This is a genomic window from Kangiella spongicola, from assembly GCF_003194565.2.
Taxonomy (GTDB): Bacteria; Pseudomonadota; Gammaproteobacteria; order Enterobacterales; family Kangiellaceae; genus Kangiella; species Kangiella spongicola.
The window spans coordinates 231,524-248,066 of record NZ_QICH01000003.1; the positions used below are offsets into that span (position 1 = coordinate 231,524).

The 16,543-nt window shown below is 42.8% G+C and carries 13 protein-coding genes; 11 read left to right on the forward strand and 2 right to left on the reverse strand.

The window, feature by feature from the left end:
• The first annotated feature begins 10 nt into the window (after positions 1-10).
• The 11 genes from DL796_RS09960 to DL796_RS10010 all read left to right on the forward strand — a co-directional run bounded on the left by DL796_RS09960 (position 11) and on the right by DL796_RS10010 (position 14,274).
• On the forward strand, positions 11-334 hold the full coding sequence (locus DL796_RS09960) for a hypothetical protein (RefSeq protein ID WP_110201563.1): 324 nt from the start codon (positions 11-13) through the stop codon (positions 332-334).
• A gap of 76 nt (positions 335-410) precedes the next feature.
• Positions 411-1,430 carry an aspartate-semialdehyde dehydrogenase gene (locus tag DL796_RS09965; RefSeq protein WP_110201564.1) on the forward strand — a complete coding sequence of 340 codons (1,020 nt, stop codon included), beginning with the start codon at positions 411-413 and terminating at the stop codon, positions 1,428-1,430.
• A 252-nt stretch (positions 1,431-1,682) separates the two neighbouring features.
• Positions 1,683-4,043 (forward strand): FimV/HubP family polar landmark protein, encoded by a 2,361-nt coding sequence (locus tag DL796_RS09970; RefSeq protein WP_110201565.1) that lies wholly within the window; start codon positions 1,683-1,685, stop codon positions 4,041-4,043.
• 95 nt (positions 4,044-4,138) lie between these two features.
• Positions 4,139-4,927 (forward strand): tRNA pseudouridine(38-40) synthase TruA, encoded by a 789-nt coding sequence (truA, locus tag DL796_RS09975; protein WP_110201566.1) that lies wholly within the window; start codon positions 4,139-4,141, stop codon positions 4,925-4,927.
• Between the two features lie 116 nt (positions 4,928-5,043).
• Positions 5,044-5,907, forward strand: coding sequence for an acetyl-CoA carboxylase, carboxyltransferase subunit beta (gene accD, locus DL796_RS09980; RefSeq protein WP_110201567.1), 864 nt, complete (start codon positions 5,044-5,046; stop codon positions 5,905-5,907).
• Between the two features lie 24 nt (positions 5,908-5,931).
• Complete coding sequence (gene folC, locus DL796_RS09985; RefSeq protein WP_110201568.1) at positions 5,932-7,248, forward strand: bifunctional tetrahydrofolate synthase/dihydrofolate synthase; 1,317 nt, start codon at positions 5,932-5,934, stop codon at positions 7,246-7,248.
• A complete protein-coding gene (locus DL796_RS09990; protein ID WP_110201569.1) occupies positions 7,239-8,081 on the forward strand; it encodes an SPOR domain-containing protein in 843 nt (280 codons plus the stop codon). Before folC ends, DL796_RS09990 begins: the two co-directional genes overlap by 10 nt.
• 91 nt (positions 8,082-8,172) lie before the next feature.
• Complete coding sequence (locus DL796_RS09995; RefSeq protein WP_196597998.1) at positions 8,173-8,844, forward strand: CvpA family protein; 672 nt, start codon at positions 8,173-8,175, stop codon at positions 8,842-8,844.
• Position 8,845: 1 nt separating this feature from the next.
• Entirely contained in the window at positions 8,846-10,366 is a 1,521-nt protein-coding gene (gene purF, locus DL796_RS10000) for an amidophosphoribosyltransferase (protein ID WP_110201570.1), read from the forward strand.
• Between the two features lie 13 nt (positions 10,367-10,379).
• Positions 10,380-10,946: a lysophospholipid acyltransferase family protein gene (locus DL796_RS10005; RefSeq protein ID WP_110201571.1), complete on the forward strand. Its 567-nt coding sequence runs from the start codon at positions 10,380-10,382 to the stop codon at positions 10,944-10,946.
• A 25-nt stretch (positions 10,947-10,971) separates the two neighbouring features.
• A complete protein-coding gene (locus DL796_RS10010) occupies positions 10,972-14,274 on the forward strand; it encodes a ligand-binding sensor domain-containing diguanylate cyclase (RefSeq protein ID WP_170114249.1) in 3,303 nt (1,100 codons plus the stop codon).
• 48 nt (positions 14,275-14,322) lie between these two features.
• Here DL796_RS10010 and DL796_RS10015 read toward each other — a convergent pair whose 3' ends face one another.
• On the reverse strand, positions 14,323-14,979 hold the full coding sequence (locus tag DL796_RS10015; RefSeq protein WP_227593056.1) for a hypothetical protein: 657 nt from the start codon (positions 14,977-14,979) through the stop codon (positions 14,323-14,325).
• A gap of 74 nt (positions 14,980-15,053) precedes the next feature.
• Positions 15,054-16,436 (reverse strand): FAD-binding oxidoreductase, encoded by a 1,383-nt coding sequence (locus DL796_RS10020; RefSeq protein WP_227593057.1) that lies wholly within the window; start codon positions 16,434-16,436, stop codon positions 15,054-15,056.
• Positions 16,437-16,543: the final 107 nt, after the last annotated feature.

Sequence of the window (16,543 nt, forward strand, 5' to 3'; positions counted from 1 at the left end):
AGATTATATTATGGCAATTATTCAGTGCATTGTTTGTAACAAGCGAATTTCAAGTAAAGCAGAAAGCTGTAGTCACTGTGGTGCTCGACTGAAGGGTAGTACCGAAGAGCAGCTTGAGCGCGCGGCTCATATTCAAAAACTGAAACAAAACCGCCGCTGGCAATCAGCTTCTTTCTTAGCCGTTATCGCTTTTGCGGCTGGCTTTTTACTCAAATTCTTCCCAGTTGGCGAAGACCCTGAGTTGTGGGATAAGGTTGCGCTGTACCTAATGGCGGCTGGTTTCTTTGGTTATATCGTGATTCGTTTGTGGATGATGTTTAATAAACGCCGCTAGTTTAGAGCTGAAATCCAAACCGAGTGATTAAAACCGATTAATAAGTATTTAATGTGTCTTTTATAGGAGTGTTTCATTGGAAAAAGCAAACATAGCAATCGTCGGCGCGACTGGTGCCGTTGGTGTAACCATTCGTGAGATTTTAGAGGAACGCAAGTTCCCTGTAGATAATATTTACTTATTGGCGAGCGAGCGCTCTGCTGGTGAGCGTTTAATGTTTAATGGCAAGTCGGTGATGGTTCAAAACTTGGCTGAATTCGACTTTTCACAAGTTGATGTCGCTTTGTTCTCCGCCGGCGGTTCGATTTCACGTGAATATGCTCCTAAAGCTGTAGAGGCTGGCTGTGTTGTGGTTGATAACACGTCAGAGTTCCGTTACGACGAAGATATTCCGTTAGTGGTGACAGAAGTTAACCCTGAGCGTATAGCGGATTATAAGAACCGAGGCATTATCGCTAATCCAAACTGTTCTACTATGCAGTTGATGGTGGCGTTAAAACCAATCCAAGATGCTGTTGGCATTGAACATATCAATGTCTGTACGTATCAGGCGGTATCTGGCTCAGGGCAAAAAGCAGTTGAAGAATTAGCCAAGCAAACTGCTGAGCTGTTAAATGCACGCGAAGCGACCGCAAAAGTCTACGATAAGCAGATTGCTTTTAACGTCTTGCCGAATATCGATGAAATGCAGGAAAACGGCTACACCAAAGAAGAGATGAAAATGGTGTGGGAGACTAACAAAATCTTTGAAGACGATAGCATTTCTGTTAGTCCTACGGCTGTACGCGTACCAGTGTTTTACGGTCATTCTGAAGCGGTACACATTAAAATGCGTGCGCCACTAGCTGCGGTTCAGGCAAAAGAATTACTGGAAAAAGCTGAGGGTGTAACGGTCGTAGACGATATGTCACAGCTTGATTACGCCACACCAGTGACTCACGCCAGCGGTAAAGATGATGTTTTTGTCAGCCGAATTCGTCAGGATGTAGGTATCGAAAATGGTCTCGCAATGTGGATTGTGTCGGATAATGTGCGTAAAGGTGCTGCATTAAATACGGTTCAAATTGCAGAGATACTTGTAAAAAGTTATTTATAGTAGCAAAATTAGTACCTAACGAGTGAAAAGTTAAAGTACATTCTTAAATATGGCGCATAAATTTGCCCATATCAGGAAAGCTTTAGAGAGTTCTGCTCTGTTTTTGTGAAGTACTTATCAAAACGGAGCAGATAAAACTTCCTATCTTACTGATTTCCGTATGTACTGTGATAAGTTCGCTGGTTTTAATTGAGACATTTAGGTCGGTGACTTGGGAAGAGTTATTGACTATTTATCAATGAGGGGAAAGTTATGTTTCGTAAGTTGGCTGCTACAGCTGCTGTAACTGCAGCGTTAATCAGCCCATCAGCATTGTCATTAGGGCTTGGCAAAATCGATGCTGAATCGGGGTTAAATCAACCACTAAAAGCTGAAATCACGCTGTTATCTTCCAACAACGTCAGTGAAGATGATTTGCGCGCAAAATTAGCTTCTTATGATGCGTACAATAAATTTGGTGTGCAACGTGAGGCATATCACAACACTTTATTCTTTAAAATAATAACAAAGAACGACGGTTCGAAGGCGATTGTTGTAGAAAGTCGCGAGCCGATCAAAGAGCCCTTCATTAATTTCCTTATTGAATTAAACTGGGCGCAAGGGCGTTTGATGCGCGAATACACTCTGTTATTAGATCCCCCTGTATTCTCGAAAGCCACTGTTGCTCCAAAAGTCACTCCAAAGCCAAGTTCGCAAAGCCAAGCCACGGTGACTAAAAAACCTACAACTCCTCAGCAGGTTGAGCGCAAAGTAGAGTCACGCCCTGAAACAGCTGCTAAAGCGGAAGCTCAGCCAAAAACCGAATCACAGAAAACACAAGAGCTCAAACAGGAAACAAAAGTTTCAGAGGATACTCGCCGCCTAGCTGCGACGCCTGATTTTACTGATGACAGTTGGACAGTTGAGCGTGGCCAAACTCTATGGAGTATTGCTAAGTCTGTTCGCCCTGAAGGCGTTTCAGTGCAGCAAACTTTAATGGCGATATTCCACAATAACCCCGAAGCGTTCATTAACAATGATATTAACCGTTTAAAGGCAGGGGCTACTTTAGCGGTTCCAGAGCGTAGCGCTATAAGTGATGTTTCGCAAACAGCCGCGGTTAACACTATTCGCAGTTCAACCGTGAATTCTGAAGCTCCTTTAGACGTTCGTAAGTCGGTCGACGAATCTAACGAAGAACAAACGGTAGAGCAGGGCGGTCGCTTAAGCATTGCAAGCGTAGACGAGGGCTCATTAGAAGACTCTGGCGGAAGTGCGTTGGACGATGAAGCAACTACTGATATTGCAAAGTCAGAAGATTCTAGCGGTGCAACTGAGTCGGATTTTGGTGATACCACTTCTGAGTTTGGTACAGAGCTTGAAGCTAGTGATACGGCGACTGATGACGGTTTTGCTGTAGAAGATGAAACGCTTTCTGTTTTATCGGGAGCTGCAGATGCGGCAGAAGAAACGGATCAAGTCGCTGCCGATGAGCCAGCTACTAGCATCGCCGAAGACGCTATATCTTCCGATGATACTTTAAGCGCTAGCGATGAATCCTTGGCAATTAACGAGCCAACAGAGACTGCTTCAACAGAAGATAGTTCGAAGAAAGAATCACCAGCTCGTGAAGCTGAAAGTAAAAGTGGCTTTGGTGATTCAGACGAAGCATTTTACGAAGCCGAAAACTTCTGGTTGTACACCGGCGGTGGTTTGATTTTATTACTGCTCATAGGTGGTGGCATCGTTTATCGCCGTAATAGTAAGGAAGTCGAAGACGATGGCGGCTTGCTAGGTATGATGACAGCTGCTAATGAAATCAAACCGAAGAAAAAGCGTGAGTCCTTCATTGGGGACGATGGCATGAAAGCTCCAGTAGAAGAGGTGGATGCAATCAGTACTGCCGATATCTTAATTGCTCGAGGTAAGCTAGAAGAGGCTGAAACTGTGCTGGAAGATGCGCTAGCCGCAGAGCCAAGTAATCAAGAAGTTCGTGTAAAGCTCATGGAAGTAGTAGCTAGTCAGCAGAAGTCCGAAAAATTCTTCCAACTTAAGAAAGAATTACCGGAAGATTTTGATCACGACTCAGCCTTAGGACTAAAAGTTGCTAGCCTATCGAGCCTAGTTACGCCTGAGGATAATAGCTTACAGATGGACTCATCTTCAGACGAGTTAAGTTTGCCGAGCGAAGACGAGATTTTCGGTGATGAGAATGCCGAGCCTGTAGAGCTTGATCTTAGTGATGAGTTATCGAGTAAGGATGTGGATGTTGATACGGTTAGTGATGATAATAGTTTAGATCTTGATCTCGAAGACTTTGACAAGCAAGTTGCTGAAACTGCCGAGAGCACAAGCCCTGCGGACGACAGCCCACTTGAGTTCACTGATTCACAAGATGATGAAGAGCTTGTTACACAAGAAGATGAGAGCGTGACTAGCGATGTCACTGAAGACTTTAATACTGATGACGAATCAGGCTTAAGCGAAAGTGATGCCGCTACTAAGTTCGATCTGGCAAAAGCCTACATGGAACTTGGCGATGACGAAGCTGCGAGAGATATTCTGGAAGAGATTAAGTCTGAAGGTAATAGCTCTCAACGTGAAGAAGCAGACAAACTTTTATCAAGCATGTAAAATAGTGCTTCACCCTAAAAACACCGGGTTAACCCCGGTGTTTTTGTTAGTAAGCCACAATCCTTTTATTTCAGTTACTATGAGTTGAGTAAAGCATGAAGTTTGCGTTGGGAATCGAGTACGATGGCAGCCAGTATCATGGCTGGCAAAGACAATCTCATGCTGTATCTGTTCAGCAAACTCTTGAGCAAGTATTGAGCAAAATAGCTGATCAAGAAGTTCAAGTGAACTGCGCAGGTCGAACCGACACAGGCGTACATGCTACTGGGCAAGTTGTAAGTTTTGAGATTAATAATGAGCGCCCCCTCAAAGCTTGGACTATGGGCGCTAATACTCAGCTTCCAGATTCGATCGCCGTGCGCTGGGCACACCAAGTCAGCGACGATTTTCATGCAAGATTCAGTGCTACGGCACGTCGCTATCGTTATATCATTGCGAATACTCATGCGCGTCCGGCGATACTAAATCATGGTCTGACTTGGTGTCGACAACGACTGGATGTTGATGCTATGAACGCAGCCTGCCAATATTTTCCAGGGGAACAAGATTTCTCTTCGTTCCAAGCTGCTAGTTGCCAATCGAGAACATCATTCAGGTTTATAGAGCACCTTAACGTAACTCGAACCGGTGACTTCGTTGTTATTGATATAAAAGCTAACGCCTTTTTGCATCACATGGTAAGAAATATTGCGGGTGCATTAATCACAGTCGGTCGTGGTTTAAAGTCAGCAATGTGGGTTAAAGAGTTGATTGAAGCTAAAGATCGAACCCTCGCTCCAGCTACCGCGAGTCCTAATGGTCTATATCTTGTCGACGTTGATTATCCTGACAATTTTGGGCTTCCTAGACATTCTCTTGGACCAATTTTCCTTGGTGCTTCTTAAGTTGATAATGCTAAGTGGTACTACCAGAACTCTGTTCCGTTTGGGGTGAAACCTGTTACAATGCAACGACTTAAATTGGCTAGGGTCTTAGACCCCATAACGAACTTAAAAATATTATGAGCTGGTTAGAACGATTATTACCTAAACGCAACCCTAATGGTGAGCGTAAAAAATCCATACCAGAAGGCGTATGGAGCAAATGCAAAAACTGTGAAGCTGTGCTGTATTACGCAGAAGTAGAGCGTAATCAAGCCGTTTGTCCAAAGTGTAGTGGTCATATGCGCCTTACTTCGCGTCAGCGCCTAGAGTTGTTCTTGGACAAGGATGGTCGTCAAGAAATCGCTCCTGATATGAAGCCTGTGGATATGTTGAAATTCCGCGACTCGAAGAAGTATAAAGATCGCATTTCAAGCGCACAGAAGAAGACTAAAGAAAATGATGCTTTATTGGCCTTTGAAGGCACAGTAAAAGGTGTTCCTGTGGTCGCTTGTGCCTTTAACTTTGAGTTTATGGGCGGCTCGATGGGCTCTGTGGTTGGTGAAAAGTTTGTACGAGCTGTAAATAAAGCTATTGAAAAGCGTGCAGCTTTTGTTTGCTTTACTGCCAGTGGTGGTGCCCGTATGCAGGAGGCTTTAGTGTCGTTAATGCAGATGGCTAAAACCAGTGCGGCACTCGCTAAGCTATCTGAACACGGCTTGCCATACATTACAGTATTAACTGATCCGACGATGGGCGGTGTTACTGCGAGTTTAGCGATGCTAGGTGATATTCATATCGCTGAGCCTAAAGCTTTGATTGGTTTTGCTGGTCAACGCGTTATCGAGCAGACTATTCGCGAAAAGCTTCCTGAAGGATTCCGTCTCAGTGAGTTCTGGTTAGAGCATGGTGCTATCGATATGATTGTAGACCGCCGTGATATGCGTGATAAAGTATCTTCTTTAGCGGCTAAGATGTTAAAGATAGAGCAGCCAGCTGCATAAATGAGCTTAGAGAGATTTTAATCCTTGTCAACTTCTGACAACCCCTTAGAGTTTTCTAATCTCAATCAGTGGCTTGCTTGGTTAGAGCAAGCCCACTCGATTCATAATATCGAATTAGGCCTAGAGCGTGTGTCGCAGGTTGCAGCTGCGATGGAGCTTACCAATCCTACATCCAAAGTAATTACAGTGGCCGGTACTAATGGCAAAGGCTCGACAGTGGCTGCTATTGAGTCACTGGCTCTAAGCCATAAACTATCGGTTGCTAGTTATACTTCACCACACCTTGTTCATTTTAATGAGCGCATTAAGTTGAATGGTGAAAATTGTAGCGATGAGCTTATATGCGCAGGTTTTAAGGCTGTATACCAAGCTAAACAAGACATTCAGCTGACTTACTTTGAGTTTACCACCTTAGTTGCACTGTGGATTTTCAAGCAACAAGGTGTTGATTTAATAGTTCTTGAAGTTGGGCTAGGCGGGCGTTTAGATGCGGTCAATATTATCGACTGTGATGTTGCTGTGGTTACGTCGATTGGCTTAGATCACGAAGACTGGCTTGGTAGCGACTTGTCACAGATTGCGGTTGAAAAAGCTGGAATTGCGCGTCCTGAAAAGCCTTTAGTCATTGCTGATAAAGAGACTGAAGCCTTATTAATGCCTCCTTGCGAAGTTATCGGTGCGATTCAGTGGGTAGCGGGTCGCGAATACTCCACAAGTGTTGATACCAAGTACTGGAGTTATAACTCGCCTAAACTTGAGCTCGATTTCTATGAGCTCCCATTAAATGATCTTTACTTGCAAAATTTGGCTGCAGCATTAACAGCTTTCGGCTACTGCTTGCAGGAGTTGCTCAATAAAAATGTTTCCTATGCTGCGACCTATAAAGCCTTTGAGAAGCTTTCTGTCATGGGGCGTTTCCAGAAGCTTTCAGATAGTCCCTTGATTATTGTTGATGTGGCGCACAATCCAGATTCAGCGAAGTTATTGAACTCCAAGCTGGCTGAGTTGAAAGAAAAGGGAATAAAAAGAATTGTTGCTCTATGTGGCATGCTTAAAGATAAGGATACTAACAGTTGTTTAGAGCTTATGACGCAGGTTGATCAGTGGAACTTACTCGATTTACCGGCCCCGCGTGGTAAAAAAGCCAGCGAATTGTTGCAAAGCCTACCTCAAGTGTCGCAAAATAACGTTAAATGTTATGCTTCATTAGAAGAGTTTAACGAGTCTGGCCAACAAAGCCCTGGTTTATCCGATACGGATGCATTAGTGGTCTTTGGCTCATTTGTAACGGTTGGGCTTTTTGTTGAGCGTTGGAATAAAGAAGGTTTTGCGTGGATATAAAACTTAAACACCGTCTAGTCGGTGCTTGTGTCATTTTAGCTTTAGCTGTTTTTTTCCTACCTATGATTCTTGATAGCGAGAAATATCGTCAAGATATCGAAAGCCAAATTCCTACTGATTCAGTGCTAAAACAGGGTACTGATGGGTCTTCTGAGCAATCCAGCACAGCTCAAACCGGATCATTAACCATTAATTTGGACGAAGACGAACCGGTTAAGGCTATTAAAAAGCCTGCACGCAACACTAAAGATATCAATCAAAACTCTAACAACACAAAAGCTAACAAGCCTGAAACAGACGTTGAAGATTCAAACCTAACTAAGAGCGAAGCAGAGGCTAGCGATAAGATTTCTGAGGATTCAGCAGAAAAACCTTCGGAACCCCCTAAAATTGCTGATAAAGCAGAAATACCTAAAAAGACCAAAGCCCAAGATAATTCTCGGCCAACAAAGTCTGTGACGCCCAAAAAAGATGATAGGGCAGAAAGCTCTAAACAGTCAGAAGATAAAGCCCCTACTACCACAGAAAAGGTTTCAGAAGATAAAACCAAGACAGTAAAGCCCGAGAAGGAAGAGGTTAAAAAACCAGCTTTTGAAGAAACCGCTTGGGTTATTCAAATCGGCTCTTTCTCAAATAAAGAAAACGCTACAAGCCTAGTCTCTGACCTTAGAAACAAAGGCTATCGAGCTTATCAAAGAGATGCTGGAAAGTACTCTCGCGTTTATGTTGGCCCTTACCCAGACAAATCAGCCGCCGAGTCTCGTGTGGAGGCTTTGCAAGGCATAGTAGGCTCAGCAGTTAAAGTGCTGCAGTTCGATCCGCAAGGCCACTAACGGCCATGATCGACAAACATCAAATCGCTTATTCCGCTAAGCGTCATGCTCTGGTAAAATGCCACCTTAATTCTATGAGGCATCCTCTTTAATGATTTGGGTTGATTGGGTCATTTTAGCGATTATCGGCGTTTCAGCGCTGATTAGTCTACTCCGTGGCTTTGTTCGTGAAGCCTTATCCTTAGCCGGCTGGATAGCTGCATTTTTCCTAGCAAAGATGTTCTATGAGCCAGTTGCAGAACTTCTTGTTGAGCATATCGAGACGAATAGTATCCGCTTAGGGGTGTCCTGGGTTGGCATATTTGTTGCTACCCTGATCGTTGCCGGTATTATAAATTATCTCGTGGGACGCATGGTGGATGCGGCGGGTATGAGCGGTACCGATCGCTTTTTAGGTATGTTCTTTGGCGCCTTAAGAGGTGTTTTAATTGTCGCACTCATCGTTTTAGCCCTAAAGCAATTTACGCCTGTGCCTAAAGATAAATGGTGGGATCAATCAAGCCTTCTGCCGCATATGGAAATTGTCGCCGCTTGGTTTTATGAAAAACTCGGTGATGTGGTACCTGAAATGAAAAACGGTCCAAACGATGATAATCAAACAGAATCTGTACTGAGTAATAACTCAGATCCTATCGGCGCATTGATTAAAATGAAGGGACTGGATAGCTCGGAAATGCCGATCAACGGAGATGACACCCGAACAACCGAAGATGATGAATCATCTGACGCTAAATCTTCAACCAAAAACGACGAGCAAAATTAATATGTGTGGTATTGTTGGAATCGTAGGTAAAACACCTGTTAACCAAAGTATTTTTGACGCTTTAACGGTGTTACAACACCGCGGGCAAGATGCAGCCGGTATAGTTACCAGTGATCAAGGTAAGCTGTATTTACGCAAAGACAACGGGCTTGTGCGAGACGTGTTTCATACACGCCATATGCGCAGGCTGACCGGCAACTCGGGTATTGGTCATGTTAGATACCCAACAGCGGGAAGCTCAACCTCAGCAGAAGCGCAGCCGCTTTACGTCAACTCGCCATACGGCATCACCTTAGCCCATAACGGCAACCTGACTAACTCAGACCACCTCAAAACTGAACTTTTCTCAACTGATCGTCGTCACCTTAACACCAACTCAGATTCGGAAGTGTTGCTTAATGTTTTGGCGCATGAGCTACATGCTCTTAATAAGAATCACCTTGACCCAGACGATATCTTCACAGCTGTTGGCGAAGTTTTCAGACGCTGTAAGGGTGCTTATGCCGGTGTTGCTTTAATTAGCGGCCATGGTCTTCTATGTTTCCGCGATCCTTGCGGTATTCGTCCAGCAGTTTATGGCAAGCGTGAAACAGAGGCTGGAACTGAGTATATGGTTGCCTCAGAGTCTGTGGCGCTAGATGCGCTGGGCTATGAATTGATTGATGATATTGGCCCAGGTCACGCAGTATTTATCTCTGAAGATGGCGAGTTACACACCAAGAAGTGCATCGAAGAAAACACTTTCGCTCCATGTATTTTCGAGCATGTATATTTAGCACGTCCAGACTCTTTGATTGATAACGTATCAGTTTATAAAGCGCGCCTACGTATGGGCGAGAAGCTAGCAGAGAAGATTCTAAGAGAGTGGCCAGATCACGATATTGATGTTGTGATTCCTATACCAGATACCTCAACGACTTCTGCTATGCAGTTGGCTAATGAGTTGAACCTGAAAATGCGCCACGGTTTTATTAAAAATCGTTATATTGGTCGTACTTTTATTATGCCAGGGCAACAGTTGCGTAAGAAAAGCGTGCGTCAGAAGCTGAATGCTATTGATCTTGAGTTTGCCGGCAAGAATGTACTGTTAGTCGATGACTCGATTGTTCGAGGCACTACCTCGGAGCAAATTATCGAAATGGCACGCGAAGCGGGAGCGAAGAAAGTATACTTTGCATCTGCGGCACCTCCTGTACGTTACCCTAATGTATACGGTATTGATATGCCTGCTGCGGACGAGCTTATTGCTCACAACCGTACTGAAGAAGAGGTTGGAAAAATCATTGGTGCTGATAAGATTATTTATCAGGACGTGGATGCTATGGTAGAGGCGGTTCAAGAGGGTAACCCTGAGATTAAAGAGTTTGATTTATCGGTATTCACTGGTGAATACATTACCGGTGATATCGATAAAAACTATTTAGACGCGCTTGAGCAAAAACGAAATGATCTTGCTAAGTCCTCTCGTGACTCCGAGGAAGTCGAGAACTCAGCAATGGTCATGGACTTGCACAACCAATAAAAGATATCTGACCATGAAAACATTAATGCGAGCTCTGTTAAAGCTATTTGGCTGGAAACAGGTTGGAGAATTACCCGATTTTAAGAAGTGCGTCATTATTTTTGCACCGCACACTTCTAACTGGGATTTTGTATTTATGTTGATGGTTAGATTTTGCTTTAAAATGGATGTGGCGTTTCTGGGTAAACATACTTTGTTTAAACCACCGCTTGGCTGGTTTTTTAAGTGGCTTGGTGGTATACCTGTTGAACGATCGTCAAAAAATAATGTAGTAAAGCAGGTGGTAGCTGAAATCCAGTCACGAGACCGGGTACAGTTGGCACTTGCGCCAGAAGGTACGCGCAGTAAAAAGCCCTATTGGAAAAGTGGCTTTTATCATATTGCGGTACAGGCTCAAGTACCGATTGTACTAAGTTTTCTGGACTCTAAAACAAAGACGATTGGAATAGGGGACTTTATCCATCCTACAGGCGATATTAAGCAGGATATGGATAAGATCAGGGACTTTTATAAAGATAAATTAGGAATAAAACCAGAGTTTGCCAGTGATATTCAAATTGAGGAATCGCCCAAGTCTTAAGCCGAAATGCTTAAAGGCTTTATTATTGACTCACATCTTTGCATTTTTTTGTGCAATTTTTTTATTCGTTCCTACCGTCGAAGCAGTTCATAATCTAAACGATCGTATTCGTTTCAATTCCCTGACCATTGAAGATAATCTTAGCCAGAGTTCAGTAAATAGCATTGTAGAAGATAAAAATGGCTACATGTGGTTCGCAACTCAAGATGGCCTTAATCGTTATGACGGTCGAGTCTTTAAGCATGTTATGTTTGCGCCTAAAGCAGACAATAGCTTAAGCTCACCAACAGTTACTAATCTTTACTATAACTCAGATGATACTATCTGGGCGCTTACGACACAGGGTTTTGATAGTGTGGATTCAGTAACTCTGCAAGTTACGCATTGGGCGGATAAGATAATTGGCTTAGAAAAGCAAGAAGACCCAAACTTTCTAAGCATTCAAATTCTTGCAGCAACACCTACCGATAACCAGCAGATGCTGGTACTAACTGACGACTATATTGTCTCCATTGACCATGCCAATGAGCGTGTTATTCGTTTAGCACAGTTTGATTTCTTAATTGCCAATAACGATATCAGAAGCTTTGTTTATCTCAATCAACGCTTATATTTTTTAGACGATAACTGTTTGGTCTCTATGGATTTAGAGGGTAAATCTAAGAATTCAAAATGTTTGTCAGCTGAGCTATCGCTTAGATCACTTAAGGTTGATCATCAGACTCTAAATACCATTTTCATCATGGGACAAAAAGGGTTCGCTACTTATGATGTGAGCAGTGAAGAACTTGAATACCACCAGGTTTATGACAATCGTAAGTCTAAATTTGCAGGTATTCTGGATATTTTGTCTCATGATAATGGTTATTGGTTAGCGACTTCTACAGGCCTTAAATTTTGGGATGCTGCGACCCAATCTATCACGTCCGAATTTTACACAGAGATTAGTGATCCTTATTCTATTACTAATGACTATGTACAAAGTATTTGGAAATCCAAGGATGGAATCTTTTGGATTGGTGGCTTGTATGGTGTTAACTACTGGAAATCTAAGCAAGAATTTACCCATCTTTTGCAAAAGAAAGAGGTGATGGGGTTTAATCTAAATAACTACACCACATCTCTATTAAAAACACACACAGGTGACTTTTTAATAGGAACCGACTCATCGGGTATTTATAAATACAACTCTGACTTTTCAAGCCTCAGTCGTTTCTCACCTTTACCCGTAGGCGATGAGCTCATTACACCTGGTTATATCGCTGGGATGATTGAAGATAGAAATCGTAACTTGTGGATTATTAGTGAAGCAGGACTTTTTATTAAGCCATTCGGTGAAGATAGATTTAATCTTATCAAAGAAGCGCAAGACGTTAATGGTGAGAAGGTTCATCTTATAGATATGTCCACCATTATCGAAACCCGAAGTGGGGAAATTTGGATTGGTGGCGTTAACCAGTTTTTTCAGATTAAAGTCCGGCGTAATAGTGAAACGGCGAATACCTATAGTCTCGAATTTACTAGTTATAGACACTTACTACCGAAAGAGCTAATGGATACTAAGTATGGTGTCTATACGATTTATGAAGATTTACAAGGCTATATTTGGATGGGCTTTGCCAATGGTTTAATTCGCTTTAATCCGCTTACTAATAGCATAGAAATATTTAACTCAGTGCCTGCCGATCCACAAACGCTGTCTAATTCTGACATCACTGTCCTGTACGAAGACTTACTTGGTGTGCTTTGGGTAGGAACAGTCTCTGGTTTAAATCGTGTGCGTTACAACTCAAAAGGCGGTGTTTATTTCCAGAGGGTCACCGAGGATGATGGTTTTGTTGATGATTTTATTTGCTCGATTTTAGCGGATGAGTCTGGTTACTTATGGGTTTCCACCTCAAATGGCCTTGTTAAGTACCATCCCGATAAAGGAAGACCTGTAAACTTTTCTTATAGCGATGGTCTTCAATATAACGAGTTTTTCACCAATGCAGATTTAATTGATGATGAAGGTAATCTCTATTTTGGTGGCGTTAATGGCATCACATTGTTCAATCCTAACAAGGTTAGTATTGATAAAGTTGAAAAACCGTTGAAAATTACGTCGGTTTTGCAGGAGGGAAATGTTGTTAATCTTACCTATCAAAAAGGTGAATATTTCGCGAGAGTGAAGGACTCAGGTGTCGTTACAATTGAACTTTCTACTTTCGATTTCATCAATGGGAAGCAATCTGAATACCGCTATAAAATTGATACTTATGGAGAAAATTGGATCTATCTGGATGGTCCCACCATAAGGTTGCATAATCTTGAGCAGGATAAGTTTCTAATTACCGCACAATCACGCCCTAAGAATGGCAAATGGGATGAAACAGAAGCCGTCTTGCGTTTGAGTGTTAATAAAGGCTTCTGGGCAAGCGCGCAGGGATATACGCTCTATTTAATCGCTTTAACTGTTGTTGTTCTCGGTATGGCTATCTATCTAGCACGCTATTTCTCACGCCGTATCGCTGAGCAGGAGCTTAAGCTCGAAGAGCGTAAAGCGCAAACACAGCTACTGTTGAGCGAGAAGAAAACGTTACTCTACCAAGTTGAAGATTTGCAATATTCACTTTCTGAGCAGAGGTACTTATCAGAGCGCTTAGAGGGCAAGCTGGAGCGACAGTCTTTTACCGATCAAGTCACTGGCTTTAAGAGTAAGCACTACTTGAAGCAACACATCGATAAAGAGCTTGAAAACATTACCAGTACTTGGTTGGAAAACGATGGTATTGCTGGAGTTTTCTTAGGGGTTTTTGCCGTTGATATTGATAACCTCTCCATGATCAACAAAGAACATGGCCCACTTTGTGGTAATGAAGTCTTAAAGCAAGCTGCTGAATGCTTACGGACAATCAGTTACGGCACAGATACTTTGGTGCGCTGGCAGGGCGCAACACTATTGATTCTAAGCCGTGGTATTGAAAAGCGCGAACAAATGATACTTGCTGAAAAAATTCGATCTATTATTGCGTCACGTAAGTTCGATCTTGGTAATGGTGCAAGTATTGATGTAACTTGTAGCGTAGGTTTCGGACGTTTTCCATTCCTTGAAAACCCTAAAGAAGTGATTACTTGGGAACAGTTGATTTATGTGATTAACAAAGCGCTAACGGTTGCCAAAACTAACAGTCGTAACGCATGGCTTGGTATTTACACCAACCAGTTTTCTCACCCCCAAGAAATTCGAACCCAGATTACCACAAATCTAAACGGGCTATTGGCCAGTGGTCAGCTGGAATATGTCTCTTCAATCCCTAAGTCCAATAAAATCGATTGGGACTCTTAATTACTAAAGCATAAGTTACCAGCTTATGCTTTAGCCACAATTAGTGTATTAGTGTAAATGGTGCAGTATTAAAACTAAGAATACAGCAATCAAAAGCCCAGATACAAAGTAACCTTTATGTTTTATAGAGCTAACAAACTGCTGCTCAGCAGCTTCTTCGTGTGTATGTACATGAGGCTCCTCACTGTCGTGAGAATGGCTATGAGGACGGTGAATAATGACATGGAGTAATGTTCCACTCACTACCGCTTGAAAAAAGTCAATGTAGGTATTGTGTAGTCCAAAAAGCTGTTTCTCACCAATATAGTAGCCAAACACGGTCGCGATAATCATTACCCCGAATACAAACATTGATTTTCGGTTGCCCCACAACGGGTTCACAATCCACCATAAGCTTAGACCGACCACTAACCTATGAAGTATCACGGCATAAGGTAGCATTTCATTACCTTCAACTGTGACAACGGCGGCACCATCGATAGCAGAGTGGGTCATTAATCCTAAGATACCTAGAGCAAGAGCTATGCTGTGAGTTTTATGAGCAAAGCGTCTAAAAGTAATCTCAACCAAAGCTGGGCCAAAAAAACCGAGCAGCAACAGTGGGAATAGGGCGTAGCCAATATTGCTCCAAAGTACTGGCAGCACATCAAAAATTAATAATGAGCCGACGGAGACCAGTACAAAGGGAAATAAGAAATCATCCATTCGCCTATTATGTCCAATCACCTTCAAGGCGATTGGACCAATTAAGATAGCGATGATGCTAAGTGTTAGGAGTATCAAATTAACTTCCCAGGATTCATAATATTATTAGGGTCAAAAACGGCTTTTATACCTTTCATATAAGCGATTTCGGCGTCAGAACGACTATAGTTTAAGTAGGGCTTTTTCAAAAGACCAACGCCATGCTCCGCAGATATACTGCCACCCAAGTTTTTGAGAACGTTGAAAATCAAAGGGTTCACCTGCTCGCAAGCAGCGGTGAAGTCTTCATAACTCATACTTTCAGGGGCCAAGATATTGAGGTGAAGGTTTCCGTCGCCAATGTGACCAAACCATATCACTTCAAAGTCAGGGTATTGTTCACTTACAATATTGTCTACTTTTGCCAAGAACTCAGAAACTTTGTCTGGAGTCACAGAGATATCATTTTTGTAAGGCTTTCTGGCAGAGATTGTTTCAGAGATGTATTCCCTGTACTTCCACAACTCTTCCGCTTGTTGCTGACTTTGGCTCATAACACCGTCTAGAATTAATTCTTGTTCTAAACCTGCTTCAAAGCTTTCTAAAGCTTTTTCGAGACGCTCTTCTGAGTCCGCATCAAATTCTAACAAACAGTAGAACGCTCCTTGTGTTTCCACAGGGCGCGGTAATTGGTGATGTGCCATCACTTTTTGTAGCGCTTCTTCTGAGAAGAATTCAAAAGCCGTTAAATCAACGTCTTTTTGAAACAGATTCAGGAGCTCTGTTACCTTGGTCATATCCTCAATAGATAATAACAATACGGTCAAGTTTGTCGGCGGGCGTGTGAATTTGATTGTGGCTTCAGTGATTAAGCCTAAAGTGCCTTCGCTGCCGATAAATAGATGGCGTAGATCGTAGCCTGTAGCATTTTTGATAAGGCCTGAATTCAGCTCAAGGATTTCGCCTTTACCCGTTACCACGGTTAAGCCCATAACCCAGTCACGAGTTAGGCCATAACGAATAACTTTGATACCGCCAGCGTTGGTTGCAATATTGCCACCTATTTGTGATGAACCGCTAGAGGCGAAGTCAACAGGGTAATAAAGCTCGTTGTCTGTGGCAAACTGCTGTAATTGCTCGGTAATAACTCCTGCTTGGCATTTTACCTGCTGAGTAGTCTTTTCAAATTCTAGAACCTTGTTCATCTTATCGAAAGCTACCACCAGCTCACCATTGCTGGCTACAGCACCACCGCTAAGGCCTGTACGGCCGCCTGAAGGGACTATTGCAATATTGTTATCGTTGGCCCACTTTACGATTTCTGCGACCTGCTCAGTGGTTTTAGGCAGTGCAATGGCCATTGGTTTGGCTGGGTACTGATTGGTCCAGTCTTTTCCGTACTGTTCGAGGGAATCGTCATCGGTTAGGAGACAATCAGCATCAAGGATATTGCTTAGTGAATCTAGCGAAGGTTGCACAAAGAGCTCCGTTGTTCTTTGAATTCAAAAGGCTAGGGCGTATTTTGCCAGAGCTTTTGATTAATTGAAATGAGTTGTTTTGTTCACAGCTAAAAAACTCGGGTAAA